We start from the raw sequence: 683 nt of genomic DNA on the forward strand, positions 1-683 counted from the left end.
GAGCGGTTCGGGCTATTCGCATACTTTCCGCGGCTTCTTCAATACGCTGCGCATCGACTATGTCCTCTGCTCCGACAGTTTCGACCCGGTTTCCTACGAGGTGCCGCAGGTCGAATATTCGGATCACCTGCCCGTCGTGGTGCGTCTCCAAAAGAATCTACTGAATAACTAATCCGATAAACTATGATTTTCGACTCTTTGAAGAACAGCGCGCTCTATTATCCGGTGAGCCCGCGTCTGGAAAAAGCCTTCGGCTTCATCGCTTCGACCGACTGGGAAACGATGGAGCCGGGGATCCATGAACTCGACGGCAAGGACATCTATGTCAACGTAATGGAACCTGAGCTGAAAAAACCGGCGGATGCCAAACTCGAAATACACGACGCCTATATCGACATCCAGGTGCTGATCCGCGGTGAGCAGGAGACCTTCGGGTGGAGCGAGCGTGCCGACCTGCGCAAGCCGCTGGGCGAATTCGATGCCGGGAAGGATATCCGTTTCTTCGACGATGAGCCGCAGACCTTCTATACGCTGCGCCCGGGGCAGTTCACGATCTTCTTCCCCGAGGACGGCCATGCGCCGATGATCGGCGAGGGCGATGTGCGCAAGATCATTGTGAAGGTTCGCAAGTAACGGCGGGCCGGATTACGGATGCGCGAGAGGCGGTTCCCTGCGGAACCGCC

The 683-nt window shown here is 56.8% G+C and carries 1 protein-coding gene and 1 pseudogene; both read left to right on the plus strand.

Translation table 11 applies throughout. The features are described 5' to 3' along the window. Window positions 1-172: pseudogene (locus QVP03_RS07790) on the plus strand (endonuclease); the annotation flags it as partial. An 11-nt stretch (window positions 173-183) separates the two neighbouring features. Then, window positions 184-633, plus strand: coding sequence for a YhcH/YjgK/YiaL family protein (locus QVP03_RS07795; protein ID WP_022332944.1), 450 nt, complete (start codon window positions 184-186; stop codon window positions 631-633). Window positions 634-683 lie beyond the last annotated feature (50 nt).

Origin of the sequence: Alistipes sp. CAG:29 (assembly GCF_000435435.1) — a bacterium.
Lineage (GTDB): Bacteria > Bacteroidota > Bacteroidia > Bacteroidales > Rikenellaceae > Alistipes > Alistipes onderdonkii.

What these genes read in the sequence shown, in the direction of transcription:
- QVP03_RS07795 (WP_022332944.1), top strand. Translation starts at nt 184, where the DNA reads ATGATTTTCGACTCTTTGAAGAACAGCGCGCTCTATTATCCGGTGAGC.